The organism is Arthrobacter sp. Y3223151, assembly GCF_059091125.1.
The window spans coordinates 58,970-74,515 of record NZ_JBNHGI010000013.1 but is presented as its reverse complement, the minus strand read 5'-3'; the positions used below and the strand labels follow the sequence as shown (position 1 = coordinate 74,515).

17 protein-coding genes and 2 pseudogenes are annotated in these 15,546 nt (G+C 63.2%); 5 read left to right on the top strand and 14 right to left on the bottom strand.

Annotation, left to right across the window (positions count from 1 at the left end; translation table 11 throughout):
* Window positions 1–40: 40 nt before the first annotated feature.
* The 4 genes from AC5RUP_RS15090 to AC5RUP_RS15075 are packed head-to-tail and all read right to left on the bottom strand — an operon-like array spanning window position 41 to window position 4,057.
* The gene (locus AC5RUP_RS15090; protein WP_494153001.1) at window positions 41–883 is read right to left on the bottom strand and encodes an HpcH/HpaI aldolase/citrate lyase family protein; all 843 of its coding nucleotides are present in this window, start codon (window positions 881–883) and stop codon (window positions 41–43) included.
* On the bottom strand, window positions 880–2,040 hold the full coding sequence (locus AC5RUP_RS15085) for a CaiB/BaiF CoA transferase family protein (protein WP_494153002.1): 1,161 nt from the start codon (window positions 2,038–2,040) through the stop codon (window positions 880–882). Before AC5RUP_RS15085 ends, AC5RUP_RS15090 begins: the two co-directional genes overlap by 4 nt.
* Before the next feature lie 26 nt (window positions 2,041–2,066).
* The gene (locus AC5RUP_RS15080) at window positions 2,067–3,215 is read right to left on the bottom strand and encodes an acyl-CoA dehydrogenase family protein (protein ID WP_494153003.1); all 1,149 of its coding nucleotides are present in this window, start codon (window positions 3,213–3,215) and stop codon (window positions 2,067–2,069) included.
* Entirely contained in the window at window positions 3,212–4,057 is an 846-nt protein-coding gene (locus AC5RUP_RS15075; RefSeq protein WP_494153004.1) for an HTD2 family dehydratase, read from the bottom strand. The genes AC5RUP_RS15080 and AC5RUP_RS15075 overlap by 4 nt, the downstream gene beginning before the upstream one ends.
* A gap of 86 nt (window positions 4,058–4,143) precedes the next feature.
* On the opposite strand from AC5RUP_RS15075, the gene AC5RUP_RS15070 reads away from it, so the two are divergent.
* On the top strand, window positions 4,144–5,106 hold the full coding sequence (locus AC5RUP_RS15070; RefSeq protein ID WP_494153005.1) for a LysR family transcriptional regulator: 963 nt from the start codon (window positions 4,144–4,146) through the stop codon (window positions 5,104–5,106).
* Window positions 5,107–5,534: 428 nt separating this feature from the next.
* On the opposite strand, the gene AC5RUP_RS15065 is transcribed toward AC5RUP_RS15070, so the two are convergent.
* From AC5RUP_RS15065 to AC5RUP_RS15050, 4 genes are all read right to left on the bottom strand, one after another.
* The gene (locus AC5RUP_RS15065) at window positions 5,535–5,777 is read right to left on the bottom strand and encodes a hypothetical protein (protein ID WP_494153006.1); all 243 of its coding nucleotides are present in this window, start codon (window positions 5,775–5,777) and stop codon (window positions 5,535–5,537) included.
* 620 nt (window positions 5,778–6,397) lie between these two features.
* A complete protein-coding gene (locus AC5RUP_RS15060; RefSeq protein WP_494158711.1) occupies window positions 6,398–6,796 on the bottom strand; it encodes a nuclear transport factor 2 family protein in 399 nt (132 codons plus the stop codon).
* Window positions 6,797–6,912: 116 nt separating this feature from the next.
* The gene (locus AC5RUP_RS15055; RefSeq protein WP_494153008.1) at window positions 6,913–7,353 is read right to left on the bottom strand and encodes a hypothetical protein; all 441 of its coding nucleotides are present in this window, start codon (window positions 7,351–7,353) and stop codon (window positions 6,913–6,915) included.
* Between the two features lie 184 nt (window positions 7,354–7,537).
* Window positions 7,538–7,807, bottom strand: coding sequence for a hypothetical protein (locus AC5RUP_RS15050; protein ID WP_494153009.1), 270 nt, complete (start codon window positions 7,805–7,807; stop codon window positions 7,538–7,540).
* 366 nt (window positions 7,808–8,173) lie between these two features.
* On the opposite strand from AC5RUP_RS15050, the gene AC5RUP_RS15045 reads away from it, so the two are divergent.
* The 3 genes and pseudogenes from AC5RUP_RS15045 to AC5RUP_RS15035 all read left to right on the top strand — a co-directional run.
* Window positions 8,174–9,421 carry a cytochrome P450 gene (locus AC5RUP_RS15045; protein ID WP_494153010.1) on the top strand — a complete coding sequence of 416 codons (1,248 nt, stop codon included), beginning with the start codon at window positions 8,174–8,176 and terminating at the stop codon, window positions 9,419–9,421.
* A 92-nt stretch (window positions 9,422–9,513) separates the two neighbouring features.
* On the top strand, window positions 9,514–10,338 hold the full coding sequence (locus tag AC5RUP_RS15040) for an SDR family NAD(P)-dependent oxidoreductase (protein ID WP_494153011.1): 825 nt from the start codon (window positions 9,514–9,516) through the stop codon (window positions 10,336–10,338).
* A 158-nt stretch (window positions 10,339–10,496) separates the two neighbouring features.
* Window positions 10,497–10,921 (top strand): annotated as a pseudogene (locus AC5RUP_RS15035) (DDE-type integrase/transposase/recombinase); the annotation flags it as partial.
* 169 nt (window positions 10,922–11,090) lie between these two features.
* Here the strand turns inward: AC5RUP_RS15035 and AC5RUP_RS15030 are convergent.
* The 5 genes and pseudogenes from AC5RUP_RS15030 to AC5RUP_RS15010 form a co-directional block, all read right to left on the bottom strand.
* Window positions 11,091–11,345, bottom strand: coding sequence for an aldolase/citrate lyase family protein (locus tag AC5RUP_RS15030; protein WP_494153012.1), 255 nt, complete (start codon window positions 11,343–11,345; stop codon window positions 11,091–11,093).
* Window positions 11,342–11,626, bottom strand: a complete 285-nt coding sequence (locus AC5RUP_RS15025) for a hotdog family protein (protein WP_494153013.1) — start codon at window positions 11,624–11,626, stop codon at window positions 11,342–11,344. Before AC5RUP_RS15025 ends, AC5RUP_RS15030 begins: the two co-directional genes overlap by 4 nt.
* Window positions 11,627–11,890: 264 nt before the next feature.
* Window positions 11,891–12,667, bottom strand: coding sequence for an IS21-like element helper ATPase IstB (gene istB, locus AC5RUP_RS15020; RefSeq protein WP_494153014.1), 777 nt, complete (start codon window positions 12,665–12,667; stop codon window positions 11,891–11,893).
* Window positions 12,664–13,175: pseudogene (locus tag AC5RUP_RS15015) on the bottom strand (hypothetical protein); the annotation flags it as partial. The pseudogene AC5RUP_RS15015 and the gene istB, both read right to left, overlap by 4 nt.
* Before the next feature lie 129 nt (window positions 13,176–13,304).
* Window positions 13,305–13,430, bottom strand: a complete 126-nt coding sequence (locus AC5RUP_RS15010) for a hypothetical protein (RefSeq protein ID WP_494153015.1) — start codon at window positions 13,428–13,430, stop codon at window positions 13,305–13,307.
* 265 nt (window positions 13,431–13,695) lie between these two features.
* Here AC5RUP_RS15010 and AC5RUP_RS15005 point away from each other — a divergent pair, with 265 nt between their 5' ends.
* Complete coding sequence (locus tag AC5RUP_RS15005) at window positions 13,696–14,436, top strand: SDR family NAD(P)-dependent oxidoreductase (protein WP_494153016.1); 741 nt, start codon at window positions 13,696–13,698, stop codon at window positions 14,434–14,436.
* 151 nt (window positions 14,437–14,587) lie between these two features.
* Here the strand turns inward: AC5RUP_RS15005 and AC5RUP_RS15000 are convergent, their stop codons facing one another.
* Window positions 14,588–15,484, bottom strand: coding sequence for an alpha/beta hydrolase (locus tag AC5RUP_RS15000; RefSeq protein ID WP_494153017.1), 897 nt, complete (start codon window positions 15,482–15,484; stop codon window positions 14,588–14,590).
* Between the last annotated feature and the right edge of the window lie 62 nt (window positions 15,485–15,546).

Here is a 15,546-nt window from a genome sequence, read left to right as displayed (position 1 = left end):
CCGAAAAGGCTGAACGTGCGCTATATAGAGCTGGGTCCGCTCAGGAATCGACGCGATTCGATGCGACCCTCTCAGCCGCTTGGGCGACCAGAGCCCGCGCTCGCGTGATTACGGGTTCGTCGATCATATGCCCATCGACGACCCCCAGCCCGCTCGACACCGATCCGAGGACATTGCGTGCCCACCGGATCTCTTCGTCCGTCGGCCGGAAGACACCCTCGACCGGCCCTACCTGTGCGGGGTGGATCAGCAGCTTGGCCCGAAACCCGAGCTCGCGTGCGTGCATCGCATCGGATCGAAGCTGGCCGATGTCTTTGATTGCTGTCGTGACGCCGTCGATGGGCGCGGCGCACCCCGTCGCGCTCGACGCATAGACGATGTGTGAGCGTGCGTGCGCTAACGCGGTCACCGAGCCGGGATCAACCCCAAGATGGGCGGCGAAGTCGACATTCCCAAAAGCCGCACGGACAACGCCCGGGCGCGCACAGATGCTCTCGGCATTGAGCACACCCTTTGGCGTCTCGAGGAGTGCGATCACAGATGCCCCGCCGAGTTCGAGCTCGTCGACGTCACACGGGTCCTCGACCTTCGGTAAGATGACTGCGCCGGCCGATTCCGCCACAGCCAAGTCCTGCCGGAACCATTCCGTGTCAGGCCCGTTCACGCGCACAGCGGCTCGACCCCCAGCGGCCAGCCAGTTGGCTACCTCGACCCGCGCCCTATCTTTGTCCTCGGGTGCGACAGCGTCCTCCAGGTCAAGAATGACGACGTCGGCGCTACTGGCAACAGCCTTGTCAAACCGCTCCGGTCGCGAACCTGGAACGAACAGGAAGGTGCGCGCGACCTCGAGGTGGCGCGGTGTCAGACGCGCTTGCCGGCTCATACGGCGCCCGCGGATTGGACATCCGGATGGAATTCGGCGCGGAGGCTCGCGTTGTGCTCACCCAGGGCGGGCACCGGCCCCATCGGGGCCTCACGACCCTCCACTGTGACCGCCGGCAACAGCGCCTGCACCGGTCCGCCCATCGTGTCGACCGACCGCCATCGGTCGCGGGCTTTCAGCTGCGGGTGATCGAAGAATTCGAGGGGCGTCCGCAAACGAGCGCACGCGATTCCCAGGGAATCCAGCTGTTCGACGACCTCGTCGGCGGCCATCGCGACGATTGCGGATTCGATCAGCTCGGTAATCAAGTGGGTATTCTCGAGCCGTTCGGGATTATGGGCGAACCTCGCGTCTTCGATCAGTTCGGGCCGCCCGATGAGCTTGCGGCAGAGCACCGCCCACTCCCGATCATTCTGGACCCCGAGGAACACCTCCGCGCCGTCGCCCGCGCGGTACGGCCCGTACGGAGCGATCGTTGCATGTCGCGCGCCGGTCCGATGCCATGGCTGTCCGCCGTACACGGTGTAGTAGGTCGGCTGAGTCATCCACTCGCCCAACGCGTCGAGCATCGCAACCTCCAGCGTGCTGCCGGTTCCTGCGCGTTCTCGCTCGTACAGAGCCGTCAGGATGCCGGTGTACGCATACATTCCGGTTGCCACGTCGGCAATCGACACGCCCACCTTCGCATACTCATCGGGCGTGCCTGTGACTGAGACGAGCCCTGCCTCGCACTGGACGAGGAGGTCATACGCCTTCTTACTGCGGTAGGGGCCGGACGAGCCGTACCCAGATATAGAGCAGTGAATGAGCTTCGGGTGGCGTGCACGCAAGGTCGCGGCATCCAACCCGAGGCGCTCTGCCGCGCCCGGAACGAGGTTCTGCACCAGCACATCGGCAAAATCAATGATGCGACCGAGCACAGCCCTGTCGTCAGGATTCTTGACGTCGAGCTCGATGCTTTCCTTACCGCGGTTCAGCCATACGAAATAACTGGACTCCCCGTGGACAGAGCGGTCATACTGGCGCGCGAAATCGCCGGTATCCGGTCGCTCAACCTTAATTACCCGGGCCCCGAGGTCAGCGAGTTGCCGCGTCGCAAAGGGCGCGGCGACAGCTTGCTCGAGCGAGACGACGGTGATTCCTTCAAGTGGTTGCACGGTGCTTGTGTCTCTCTTCGGGCGCGCTAGCGCGGGGAACCTTGTACGATTTGGCGCGCGATGACGCCGCGCAGGATTTCGTTGGTACCTTCGCCGACGATCATCAGCGGGGCATCACGGAAGTAGCGTTCGACGTCGTATTCGGTGGAGTAGCCGTAACCGCCGTGAATCCGTACGGCGTTAAGGGCAATCCTCATCGCCGCTTCCGAGGCGAACAGCTTCGCCATGCCGGCTTCCTTGTCCGCCCGGCCGATGTCATACTGCCTCGCGGCGTGCATCACAAGCTGCCGCGCGGCCTCCAGTTCTGTGGCCATGTCGGCGATGTAGTTGCCGATAGATTGGTGCTTCCAAATCGGCTGGCCGAATGATTCGCGTTCCTGCGCATACTTCACCGCGTCGTCGAGCGCGGCCTGGCCGACTCCAACAGCCCGGCTCGCGACCTGGATGCGTCCGACCTCAAGTCCACGCATCATCTGCGCAAACCCTTGCCCTTCCATCGTCCCGAGCAGTGACGTGGCAGGAGTGTGGAAGTCATCGAACATGAGTTCACATGCCTCGACACCCTTGTAACCGAGTTTCGGGAGATCACGCGACACCTCGAAGCCGGGCCCCTTCTCCACCAACAGGATGCTGATACCGCGATGAGCCGGCTGGGCTTCGGGATCGGTGCGGCAGAGCAACGCCACGAGTTGTGACCGGCGCGCATTCGAAATCCAGGTCTTGGAGCCGTTGACGACGTACTCATCGCCGACCCTGCGCGCGATGGTGCGCATGGCCTGCAGGTCGGATCCACCACCGGGCTCTGTCAAGGCCATAGTGGCACGGATCTCTCCGGTCGCCATCTTGGGAAGGTACTTGTCCTTCTGCTCCTGCGTGCCGTAAGCCAGCAGGAGCTTCGCGACCACGGTGTGCCCGCCCATCGCCCCGGCAAGGCTCATCCATCCCCGCGCGAGCTCTGCGGTTACCGCCGCATAGCAGGGCGTGCTGACAGCCGCGTCGCCCCAAGGCTCCGGGATCGCGAGACCATAGATACCCATTGCCTTCATCTGTTCGATGAGGTCCTCGGGATACGTATTCGCATGCTCAAGCTCGTGGACCACGGGTCGGACCGCACGGTCAACCCACCTCCGGACGAGGTCGAGAACCTCTGCTTCGTCGTGGGACAACTCTGTCATCGATTGATCTCCTGTCGGATAGTGGCGGTGGCATCCATGGCTAGATGACCGGAAGCGGAAGTCGCCCAGAGCGCGAGCTCATGGTCATCGCGCCGGCCGTTCACGGTGAACTCCTCAGGTAGGAATACGGGAGAGACCGCCCGGTATCGAACGTTGGCGATGTCGATATCTCGGCGCCCGGCCGCGTCCAGGAGCAACGTGACAAGCAGCGGCCCGTGGACCACCAAGGCCGGGTAGCCCTCGACATCGCGAGCGTAGTCAGCGTCATAGTGGATGCGGTGGGAATTGAAAGTCAGTGCCGAGTAGCGAAAAAGCGCCGGAGCGTCGAGCTGCCACTTGTCGCTGAAATCTGCGTCGACCGGTGCACTCGGACTGACCCCGCCCGCCGGAGCCGCGGGCTCGCGGTAAACGATGACCTGCTCCTCCCGGACCATGCTCTCGCCCCCGACCTGGAGCGTGTGATCAACAGTCACGAAAACCAGCCGGCCGGTTCGCCCGTCCTTCGGCACGACCGACCGAATGACGCTGGATCGCGTAACGCTCTGTCCCAGCTCGAGAGGCGCGATGAACTCAATTTTCCCCGAGGCCCACATTCTGCGTGGTGGAAGCAACGGCGGCATCATGATCCCTGGCCTTGGGTGCCCGTCGACCCCGAGGCCGGAGGCAGCGACGAGCTCATGGAAGTAGAGCCAGTGCCAGGCCGGGGGGAGCGAACGGCCGACCTCGAAGTCAGGCTCCCGATCCAGAGTCACGGCCAGTCGGTTGGCGGGGGATGGGTCTAGCACGGCCTGACTGGTCGTGGTGCGGCCAATCCATTCGGCCCATTCGCTGTCAAGACTCATGTGGCTATCATGGACAGGTATAGACCTGAAGGTCGAATACTATTTCCGCATAGCCCCATCAGGGGCCCGCATGTCTGGAGGCCGAGGTGGACCTCAAGCAGTTGCTCGCTCTCGTCACTGTTGCCGAATCGGGAAGCGTGACGCGTGCCGCGCAACTCCTTCACGTCGTCCAGCCCGCGGTATCGCGGCAGATCGCAGCGCTCGAGCAGGAGCTCGGTGTCCGGCTGTTCGATCGCAGGCCCGAAGGGATGCGTGTGACACCTGTCGGGGCGAGGCTCGTCGCTCGAGCTCGCCGAATTTTCGGCGAACTCGAGCGAGCCCGGGCCGAGATCCGTCCAGAGCAAGCAGAGGTCACCGGAATTGTCACGGTGGGCATCCTCGGATCGGTCGAGCACCTGCTAGCCGGCGATCTGGTCACGGCAGTGGCCGCCCAGCATCCTGGCATCGAGCTTCGACTCGCGACAGCTTATTCCGGACACTTGCAGACATGGCTCGATGCCGGCGACCTGGACATGTCACTTGTCTATAACCTGACCACCTCTCAGTCGGTCAGGGTGCACCCGCTCCTACGGGACCAACTCTGGGCTGTGGCACCGCCTGACTCAAAACTTCGAGCCGACCGGCCGATCGACCTGTCGGCCGTGTTTGAGCAACCGTTCATCATGCCGATCGCAGGCGAGCACGGTCTGCGCCTCCTGATCGATGAGGCCCGCATCGCGTGCGACGTCGAGCCGCGAATCACCGCTCAGGCCAACACCATGTCGCTGCAGACTGAGTTGGTACGCGCCGGCCACGGATGGACGATCCTTCCTGCTGCTGGTATTGCCGATGAAGTGGCGGCCGGCCGGCTCTGCGCGGCACCGATTCGCAACCCAGAGATTGTGCGCTCGGTCAGCCTTGCACTCCCCCGAACCGGCACCACTCCCCCAGCCGTGCGCGCGGTCGCAACTGAAGTGCTGCGTCTTGTCCGGACCGCGGTCACCGACGGCCGCTGGCCGTCCGCAATAGCCGTCGAATCTCACAAGCTCACCGACGAAACCGAGACGTGACACACGCCCGTGATCCGGCACAGCACTGGGGCATTAACGCAACGTCAGGCGACCGCCACGTCACTTCCTTTTCGAACGCGTGTGGGAGAAGGCATCGAGGTCTACCTGCGGGACGCCATCGGTTGCTTGATCGCGGAATGCACCACAGAGATGCACTATTCCGCCGTGGCAACCATCATGCGCGGAGCCGGGCGCGTTCTGAGCTGTAGGCGGATCGGTGCGGGGCTTTGTTCGACCCTGAGCGCACAACACCCCAAAGAACGAGCAGCCTTTTAACTCCATCTACGTCGAACGAGCCATACAGAGAGGCGTCCCGGCGGGATGGCACCGTCCTCCGGGCGAGCGTCCGCGGACGGCAAGCGACGGGCACGTTCCCGATGTTCGGTCACCCCACGTCCTCTGACAAGCTGCCCACGACCACCCACGCACTATTCGCCGCGCACGCAGCAGTCGACCGCAGATTCGTGGTCGTTCGGCAGCACGCAATGGAATTCCGGCATTATGCGGTCGCCGCGCAGAGCGGTCACGTCTGCCCTCACCCGGGCCGACTCGCCGGAGAGTGCGTGGTAGGACACCTGCTGGCCGTCTGCCAGCACGACCTGCTTGCGCTCGCGATCGATGCGCTCGACACCGACGCCGCACCGCACAGCGATGTCGAAGCGCTCATACATGTCCTCAGCACGGAGGCGGGTCGACTGTCCACATTCAATGGGACTCGGGGATCTCGAGGACGATCCCGTCGGTCTCGGCCGTGCAGAAGACCTGACAGCTCAGACGACTGTGCTCGGTGGGCTCCTCCGAGGTCGCCTCCAACATGTCCAGCTCGTCGTCACTCGGGGGCGTTAAGCGGCCGAACCATTCCGGGTCAACAAACACATGGCAGGTGGCGCATGACAGGTCGCCTCCACTCACCGATGATCCCACCGATGAGATTGTCGGTCGCCACTCGCATCGCCGACAGTCCAACCGGCGCCTCGACCTCTCGACGGTCCCCGCCCTTGACGAACACCACAGTTGACATCTGAGTCATCGAACATTCCTTACGCTTGTGCCTGTCTTTATCTCTGCCGCGCCCACGAGCAGGCCCGACGTCATCGGTTAGCGCGCCGATCGGTCTCGACCGTGGCCGGCATCAGCCAACCGCGACCGTCACGGAAGCGCGGTCAGCTTGGTTGACCACACCGCTGGCCCCTTCGCGGAGCGTCCATGGCGAACGCGACGCGGCACTCGTGCAGGTTCCGCAGCTCGAACTTCACGAAGATGTGGCCTGAGGAGTGAACGGCGATCGCGTTCACGTCGTGACGCCGTCCATCAGCGCCCTGACGTCCTCGGGAGACTTGTAGTAATTGTCCCCCTCGATGACCAGCCCATCCTCGAACCGATAGAACTCGGCCACGGTCATTGACGTCGACCTGCCTGTCGCCTTGTACGTCATCGTGGCCCAGAACCGTACGATCAGGTAGTCGTCTGCCATCATCGACTCCGTCTTCTCCAGCTCGAGGTCGAACGATCCGAAGAGCGCGTCCAGCAGGCCTCGATACCCCTCCGGACCGAAGATGTCACCTCCGTAGGAGACGCCCGGAGGATGCCTGATGACGCAATCTGGATGAATGAAGCTCACGCTCGTCTCGACGTCGCCGCTGAGCATGCTGTCGAGGAAGAGCTGGCGGGGGTCTGTGTCCATGATCATGTCCTTAGAGTGTCGGAAGATGCCGAGCCGCGGCATCGGCGGTGGGGGCGTGGTGCTTTTAGGGGCGGATAATACGACGCACGAGGGCGTCGCCGGCGATGTTCGTCCAAGTCACTTCAGGGCCTACCATTCTGTGTCGTAGGTGGCGTCGCGCGGCTCGATCGCGCCTCGTTGATGCCGGGCGGGATCCTGAAGAAGTCCCACGCCGGCTCATAGACGCTGGCCCGGGCCCAGTCGTAGATCGTGACTCGCTTCAGCACTCGCCAGGTGCCGTCAAGCTTCACGAACAGGTCGCGGCAGCGACCCGAGTTGAACCCGATCGTGTCGTGCTCGACCGTCCCGAGGATGTCGTTGGGCCCGGCCCCGTAGACACCGACGAAGACGAAGTACGTCTCCATTTTGGCCTGGTCCACCTCGCGGGACGGGATCCGCGGGGCTCCTATGTTGTGGTGACGTGCACGTGCGGCGTCGTTGCGCGCGTTGAGCGCGTTGAGCGCGCGCTCGAAGAAGCCGGCGGCGTCCCCGTCGTACATGCCGTGGCTGTCGACGCCCTCCATTCAGAAGATCGAGGCCATCAAGTCGGCGTCGGTGATCGACGGCGCGCCCGTACCTCTGCATGACCTCCTGGATCGCTTGCAGCTCGAGCAGGTCGCGGACGGAGAGTTCGATCTCGGACAAATGCATGTGACGCACCTTACGCGAGCATTTGAGCGGGCGATAGATACAGACCGATGAGGAAGACTATTTCGCATGCGTCGCGTACGCGTTCGCCACCCTCTCCGGCAGCACCTGCGCCCGGGTCACCACGGGGTCGTCAATCACGTGTCCGTCGATCACCCCGCCCCCGTGACCCAGCACGTTCAGCACCGACCACGCCCACCGGACCTCCTCCTCCGTGGGACCGAACACCTCATCGACGGGGCCAACCTGAGAAGGGCGGATGAACAGCTTGGCACCGAAGCCAATCGCCCGCCTATGCGCCGTGCCGGACCGCAACAACTCGGCGTCCATAATCGCCGCAAGCAGACTGCCGCACCCACTCGGCACTCGCCCACGCGGTCTGGCTCGCCGGGTGGACCGGGCTGCGGTGGTCAGAGCGGCGTGAGCTGCGGGCGATGACTTCGTCGAGCGACTGGTCCCCCGTTTGGTCATCCGGCGCCCCAGCCAGTAATGCCTCAATCTCCGAGACAGATGCCGCGGCGGCGGCCAAGACAGGTGTTCTCCGGGCAGGCTGACACCTCCATTCACAGCACGCTTCCCGTCACTCATCGCTCTCACGACGCCTATGGACAGCCAGGTCATTGACCAATACGGGTGACGCGTGTCACTCTAGCGATCGTTCGTAAATGTCAAAACTACCAAGGTGACGATGCCTCTATGACAACCATTTCCGACGTCTCCTGGATCCCGGATCTGGCCGATCCCGAGACCTTCAAGGCAGGCGTGCCATACGAGGCGTATGACCGCATGCGCGAAATGCCAGGGCTCCCATGGCAACACGCTGATGCTGGCACCCTGTCCGACGGATTCTGGGTAGTCACGCGGTACGACGAGGCGGTGGAGGTGTTGCAGGATCCTGATCGGTTCTCGTCCAGCTTCGGCGCCGTTTATCCGCTCCCGAATCCAACGCGAGAAGAGCCGTTGAGCAAGCACATTCTGTTCATGGACCCTCCGAAGCATAGTCCCGTACGTCGAACCGCTACCAAATCCTTCGGCCCCCGCATCGTGGCTAACTTCGACGCTTGGATCCGCGAGTGCGTTGTTGAGACGCTAGACGACACGCTGCAGCGAGAGCGATTCGACTGGATCGATGATGTCTGCCATGTCATCCCGCCCTTGGTAATTGCCCGCATCCTGGGAGTCCCGCGAGACGAGAGGCAGTACATCGTCACCGCCAGCCGCGACATCTTCGCGGCTCAGAGCGCGCGGGACGGGGGTGCGAGCATCGCAAACGAGCTGATGAAGGTCGGCGACTATCTGGCGCGTCTGGGTCAGGAAAAACTTCAAAACCCGGCTGATGACATGTCTACCGTCCTTGTCCAGGCATTGGAGGCTGGGGAGATCGGCCCGGTTGAATATCAGATGTACTTGTCCGCGTTGCTCAATGCGGGCGCCGAGACGACAGACACCACTATGGCTCATATCGGACATCTACTCGCTTCGGACCCCGAGGTGGCGGCTGCGGCCGCCCGGGCACTTGACGAAGGTAGGGCGGACGCGCTGGTCGATGAGTTCCTTCGATACATCACGCCTGCGATGAACTTCGCCCGGGTCGCTACGCGTGACACCGAGTTGAACGGGCAGGCCATTCGCGAAGGAGACACGCTGGTGGTGAGCCTTGCCGCTGCGAACCGCGACCCAGCGGCTTTCCCTCGCCCGAACACGTTCGATCCGTTCCGCGCAGACGCAAAACCTGCCGCAAGTGTCGGTGGTTCGGGCTTGACGTTCAGCGCTGGGCCACACCGGTGTCCCGGACACCACCTGGCGAAGCTCGAGCTCCGAATTCTCTTGGAGGAGCTGCATGCGCGCGCAGTCGTCTTGGCGATGGACGGTGAGGTGCAGCGCGGCGCCAGCGGCGTGGTGAACCAGTTGGTTGCGCTCCCTGTCTCCGTATCGGTGAAGTGACGTCAGCTGGCTGAGCAGTTACCACCGCCAACACTTGTTGTCGAGTCTGCCCGACGTGTCAGACGACGAGAAACGAACTGAAAGGACTCTCAATGGGAAATCGTTTGGATGGAAAGGTCGCCATCATCACAGGTGGAGCTCGGGGGATGGGCGAGGCAGGAGCGCGGTTGTTCGCCGCGGAAGGCGCCAAGGTCGTGATCGCCGACATGCTCGATGATGTGGGCCGCGCGGTAGCGGCAGACATCGGAGAAAATGCCGCCTACGTCCACCTCGACGTCTCGAATGAGGACGACTGGGCGACGGCTGTCGCCACCACGGTCGATCGCTACGGCGCCCCTACCGTGCTGGTGAACAATGCTGGTATCGCGAGGTACAACACCATCGACCAAATGCCGAAAGATGAGCTGGTCGCTCACCTTGCGGTCAACGTCATGGGGCCATGGCTGGGCACAAAGGCCGTCTTCGGTCCGATGCGCGGCGCGGGAGGCGGGTCGATCGTCAACATCGGGTCTACCAACAGTGTCCGCGGAGCGCCCGGTGCCACCGCGTACGCCGCTTCCAAGCACGCGTTGGCCGGACTCACGAAGAGTTCGGCAATCGAACTGGGACCGTTCGGCATCCGCGTGAACGTGGTGTTGCCGGGCGGAGTCGCTACGCAAATGTCCGCGGATGCGGCCTCCTGGTTCGGTCCGGGCGCGCTGGACAGCTCGCCCACGGACTGGTCCCTGCCTCTGCGTCGGTGGGGGCAGCCGGACGACATCGCCAACATGATGCTGTTCTTGGCGTCCGACGAAAGTGGATACTCCACCGGGTCGGAATTCGTCGCGGACGGCGGCATGAACGCCGATCACCCGACGAAGCCCGCCCAAGCGTGGGTGGAGCATCGAGAGTCACTGCTGGCGCAGGGAAGCGACTGACCTCGTCATCCCCGCAGCATCGGATCGAACTGCGGGGAATGTGGTCTTCCCGCTCGTCCGAGAAATGGCCGAGACCGGCGCCCGCATCAGGGTGCCGGTCGCGGTCGCGTTAGCGTGCAGGGTTCGGGGTGGCCTGAACCACAAGCCAGGGCCAGCCAGGCCCGCCGATGCATGGCGACCTGCTGCAACCGTTGACCGCCCACGGCCGGCCCGGTCGCGACTTATCCGCCTCCAGGCCGAACGAGAAATGGCTGACCGACATTCGCCCGAGCATCTTGCGCAGGAGCTGCCACCGCCGAGCACCACACAGGCGAGGTCAAACTCTACTTGTGTGCAATCAAGGACTGCTACTCCCGGCAGATTGTGACTTACTCGATCGCCGCGGATGAAGGCGTCGCTGGCGGCCTCAGCGTTGCGGAACGCGATCGCCGTGCGAGACCCGGCCGGCACGATCGTCCACTCCGACAGGGGCAGTTGATCGCGTTCCATGAAATTCGTCCGTGTGCTCAGGAGCCATCAGTTGCAGGGTTTGATGGGCAGGGTCGCGGCGTGCGGCGACCCTACCGCTATGAAGTCGTTCTTCCATCAAGAGGTTAGCTTCGAGGGTGCGCCGACGTGGCAGATCGCCGCGAAGACGCCGATCTCGCGGACGATGGCGATCAAGGCGGTGAAGTCGGACTCACCGCCACGCTCTCAGGAGCGCTTGGCCTGCCATCGAGAACGCGCCCATTACGAGTCGGTGCGCGTCATCCTCACCAGAGCGGCGACAGGGCCTGCTGCGCCGCCATTTTCATCCAGACTGTTAATGCGCTCCGCGGTGCGGAACCAGATTCGGCCGTGAGCGCCTGAAGGACCGCATCACGTGCACTTTCTTTTTCTTCCGCGCCGACCGCGTCCTCAAGGTCGAGGATTACGAAGCCGGCGCCGGAGGCGGCAGCCTGACCGAAGCGATCGTCACGATGGCCAGGAACGAACAGCGCCGACGAGGCGCCAGTAACACCGGTCATGAGTCGGTGGAAACGTCCGGCAGCGTTTCCTCCGAGGGCTGGACCGAATCACGGCCGGGGAGGAAACCTTTCTTATAGGCCGTGAGGGTGCGCCTATATCTCACGACAATCTTCCCGTCCTGGTTAAAGCCCTGCGTTGCTACATTGACGATCCCGACCGCAGGACGGGAATCCGACTCGCGTAGGCTCAGCAATTTAGAGCGTGAGTAGATTGTGTCGCCCTCGAATACCGGATGCGAAAGCCGCACCTCGTCCCATCCGAGGTTAGTGAAAACATTCATTGTCGACTGACCGGCCACGACAGCGGCGACGAAAGTCGAATTGACGAGCGGTGACCAGACTCTGTTGCCGCTGCGAAGTGCGCGTCGACGTGCGTCATAAAACGTTCTGCGTCGCGAGCGTAGAAGACTGGTTTGTCAATGGCCATTGGTTTCTGCCCATTAGCGGCCAGGTATTGTGCCCGCCGGTGGCCAGTTAAACTGCCCGGTGGTGGCCAGCAAATCTGCCCACGTCGTGGTTCCGCGGCTGGCCGTCACCGGTACGAGTTAGTTGAGGGCTGTGACTCCTTTCCCGGCGAGGGCCTGGGTGAGGCGGATGGATTCTCCGTTGGTCTGGCAGACGTGGGCGTGGTGCAGGAGCCGGTCCACGGTGGCGGTGGCGAGGGTTTTGGGCATCAGTTCATCGAAGCCGGCCGGGTGCAGGTTGGAGGAGACCGCGACGGAGCGTTTTTCGTAGGCGGCGTCCACGACGCGGTAGAGGCCTTCGGCGGCGTCAGTGGCTACCGGAAGCAGGCCGATGTCGTCGATGATGACGAGTTCGGCGCGCAGGATCCGGGTGACGGCTTTCGTGACGCTGTCCTCGGCGCGGTGGGCCCGGATCAGGGTGCCGAGGTCTTCGAGCGTGAACCAGGCAACGCGCATCCCGGCTTCGACGGCCTGCTGGCCGAGGGCTTCGAGGAAGAACGTTTTCCCGGTGCCGGAGGGGCCGCAGACGACCAGGTTTTCCTTGCGGTGGATCCATTCCAGGGTGCGCAGGGCCTGCTGGGTCCGGGCCGGGATCGAGGAAGCGCCGGGGTCCCAGGCGTCGAAGGTTTTCCCGGTCGGGAAGCCGGCGGCCTTGCGCCGGCTGGCGAGCATGGAGCGGGCGCGTCCGGCTGTTTTTTCGGTGAACAGCGCCCTGATCACCGTGACCGGTTCCCAGCGTTGGGCCTTGGCGGTGGCCAGCAGCTCCGGTGCCAGCGCGCGGGCGTGCGGCATTTTCAGCTGGCGCATGAGCTGCTCAAGGTCTGCCGGCAGCGGAGGGGCCAGGGTGGTGAGCGTCATTCGGCTGTCTCCTTGGTATCGGTGCTGCCCAGGGCGGACCAGGCGGCGGTGCCTTGAGTCAAGGAGCGGGTTTCGTCGGCGGTCCGGGTTGCGGTTCCGCGGGTGCCGGCATTGAGGATGGAAGCCAGGTCGCCGTGGGCGAAGCGGCCGTTCACGGCGGCCAGGCCCAGCGCCCGGTCGACCGCGGCGGTGCCGGCGATCTTGGCCAGGGCGACGGCTTCGGTCATTTTCATGTTCATCCGCGCGGTACCTGCGGCTGCGGCTTCCAGGAGCCAGGTCCGGGCGCCGTCGCCGATGGCCAGGAACTCGGCCTCACCCGCGGTGCGTGGCCCGGGGCGTGTAGTCGCCGGGTGTTTTCTCCTGACCGGCGGGGAAATGCTCCTCGATGATGGCCGGGCTGCCAGGGCGGGCCCTGGCCGGGCACGGAGTACTGGCCGTTTTCGAACGTGACCATCGGAGTGTTCGCAGGGACCGTGCCCGGGAGGCCGAACGCGACGGTATGCGCGGTCTAAGGGATCTGCTTAAGACGCGGTCGGTTCAGTAAGGAAGTGGGCAGATTTCATGGCCGCGAATGGGCAGTTCTACTGGCCGCCAGCGGGCACTTTCGTGGCCATCTATGGGCAGTTTTTCATGGCCGCTAACACTGGTTGTCAGCCTGCATTTCGGATTTCCCGAACGGGTGGTAGTAAATGTTGCCTACGGTGAAATCTTCGAAGAGGCGTCCGTCCCACCCTTCGACCACGCGGGAGTGGTTGTCGCTCATACGGCTCTCTTGTCGGTAAAATAGCTCCATAGCGCTCGATAAAGGACGGTTCATGCACTACCACTCGGATTCGAGCTTGCAGGAGTTGCGCGGCTTTGCACAGTCAACTTGACCGCGCGTGGAGCCGCCCTAGGTCTAGAACTCTCCACCCGGCCTGGCTTGCTGCTCTTGAAGAGGAATACTCTTCGCTCGTCGTACAAGGGAGGGATTCATGGTGACGAACGACCAACGGTGGACAGTCGGACCCCGAAGCTTGCTTGGAACCGTGGCCCTCGTCACCGGTGCCAGCAGCGGCATCGGAGCAGCCACGGCGCTTGTTTTAGCCGACGAGGGAGCTGCAGTCGGCCTAGTGGCGCGTCGTAGGGATCGTCTCGAGCAGCTGGCCGGGAATATCGCAAGTCGAGGCGGTGACGCGCTCTGTATTGAGGCTGACGTCTCAAACAGGGGCGCGGCATTCGCCGCCGTGGACAGCGTGGTGCAACACTTCGGCCGGCTGGACACCGTCATCAACAATGCTGGTGTGATGCTCCTCGGTCCCGTCGCTGACGCCCCAGAAGGAGAATGGGAACGGATGGTCGAGGTGAACCAACTCGGCCTCCTTTACGTAACGCAACGCGCACAGCCGCACTTGACGCGGTCGGCTCAGTCCGAGCCGCGTCACGTGTCGGACATCGTCAACGTCAGCTCGACGGCAGGCCGGGTAGCGTCACCGGGAGCTGCGGTTTACAACATGACCAAGACCGGCGTCGTCGCATTTTCCGAAGCCCTGCGCCGGGAGATGCAGCCGCATCGTGTTCGCGTCAGCGTCGTTGAGCCCGGCAACGTTGATACGGAACTCTTAAGTCACACCCGCACGGAGTTGCGAGAAGACCTCGAGGTACAGGTGGGTGCCATCGAACGCATGATGCCGGAGGACATCGCCCGCACTATTCGCTTCATCGTCACCAGCCCACGACGCGTCGCAGTCAATGAGATTCTGATCCGAGCCGCGGACCAGGCGTGGTGAGCTATTCAAAGCAACCTGCAGACCTCCATGGATAGTTTCCGCCGGTCACTCGCAGAACTCTTCACTCGTGGGCAGTGCGCGCCGCCCACGAGTGGTCGAGATCAGACGGAAGCTTCGCAAATGGTCGCCGTAAATACGTTAAGCGCTTCCGTTAGTCCTGGAGGCTCGCCCAGGTGGCGATCGCTTTCAGTGCAGTATCCGCTTCCGGCAGATTTCCGGCGTGCATCTGGAACACGTGGGGAACACTCTCGTACTCCTGGTAGGTGACGTCAGTGCCGGCTTCGGAGGCCCGATCGGCTACAAGTTTCGCGTCTCCGAGGAGGACTTCTTGAGCGCTGACTTGGATTATTAGGGGCGGAAGCCCGGATAGGTCTCCTGTCGCTGCGGGAGACACCCGCGGATCCTCAAAGTCACCTGACGGGCAGTAATTGTCGCGGAGCGGCAGCATCATCGGTCTCGAGCACGCATAGTCAGTTTCTGCGTTGATGTCGAAGTAGCTTGAGCTAAGAGTCAAGTCCGCCCATGGCGACATAAGGATCCCTCCCGCCGCACGATGACCTGCCTGCGTAAGCTCGATCAAAGTGGTCAATGCCAAGGCGGCCCCACCGCTGTCCCCGCTGAGGAAAATATGCTCCGCTGGCACCCCTTGGTCAAGCAACCAGTAAAACGCAGCTGCGGTGTCCTCCAGAGCGGCGGGGTATGGGTTCTCCGGCGCCAGCCGGAAGTCCAGATTGTAAACAGTCATGCGGCTGTGCGCAGCCAGATGGGCCGCGAGCGTGCTGTGGGACTCGGGCGAACCCAGAGAGAGTCCTCCTCCGTGTAGATGCAAGACGACACGCTCGCCTTTGTGCTCAGGAACGTGTTTGAGCGCCCGGCGCCCACCCATGTCGACCTCGCTGATCGATACGTCATCACGCGGCGTTCCGTAGAATGCCATCGTCTCTAGAAATGCGCGCAACTCTTCGACAGACGGTGGCAACTGTGGCGTGGCACCGGAGCTCGCTTCGCGTAAATCATTGTTCAACTTGGTTGCTTCGGGACTAACCATTCTAATTCACCTCTCGTTTCATGACCGACTCCACCTGCTGAAGGGTGGAGGTTTCCAGGCGC